This is a genomic window from Kitasatospora sp. NPDC003701, assembly GCF_053587085.1.
In genome coordinates, this window is sequence record NZ_JBSFNM010000178.1 from 1 (window position 1) to 1,010 (window position 1,010).

At 68.5% G+C, this 1,010-nt stretch carries 1 protein-coding gene; it reads left to right on the forward strand.

All coding sequences use genetic code 11. The features are described from left to right. On the forward strand, positions 1-1,010 hold a 1,010-nt coding region (locus ACWDRR_RS44500), incomplete at both ends, for an AMP-binding protein (RefSeq protein WP_449778052.1).

A 1,010-nucleotide genomic window follows, 5' to 3' on the forward strand; every position in this document is an offset into this window, starting at 1 on the left:
GTGGCGTTGGGGTTGCCGCGTTCGCTGGAGATGGTGGCGGCGTTGTTCGCGGTGCTGCGTACGGGTGCGGCGTATCTGCCGCTGGAGCTGGACTATCCGGTGGACCGGCTGGCGTTCATGGTGGAGGACACCGCCCCGGTCTGCCTGGTGACGGACTCCGTCGCCGCCCCGAAGATGCCGTCCTTCGAGGACGTGCTGCTGTTGGATTCGCCGGAGGTCGTGGCGGAGTTGGCGGCGTTGTCGGACAGCGCGCCGGGTGTGGTGGTGGACCAGGACAGTCCGGCGTATGTGATCTTCACGTCGGGTTCGACGGGCCGGCCGAAGGGTGTGGTGACGCCGTACCGGGGTCTGACCAACATGCAGTTGAACCACCGTGAGGCGATCTTCGACCCGGTGGTGGAGTCCGCGGGTGGGCGGCGGCTGCGGATCGCGCACACCGTCTCGTTCTCCTTCGACATGTCGTGGGAGGAGCTGCTCTGGCTGGTCGAGGGCCACGAGGTCCACGTCCTCGGCGAGGACGACCGCAGGGACGCCCAGGGCCTGGCCGACTACCTCGACGTCCACGAGATCGACGTCATCAACGTCACCCCCTCGTACGCGCAAGCCCTGGTGGAGAGCGGTCTGTTGGACGAGGACCGGCACCGTCCGGTGCTGGTGCTGCTCGGTGGTGAGGCCGTGGCGGAGACGCTGTGGTCGAAGCTGCGGGAGACCCCGGGGGTGATGGGGTACAACCTGTACGGTCCGACGGAGTACACGATCAACACCCTGGGTGGCGGCACGCTGGACTCGGTGACGGCGACGGTGGGCCGGCCGATCTGGAACACCCGGGCGCATGTGCTGGACGCGTACCTGCGGCCGGTGCCGGTGGGTGTGGCGGGCGAGTTGTACGTCTCGGGTGTGGGTCTGGCGCGGGGTTATCTGAACCGGGCGGGGTTGACGGCGGAGCGTTTCGTCGCGGACCCGTTCGGTGAGCCGGGTGCGCGGATGTACCGCACGGGTGATGTGGTGCG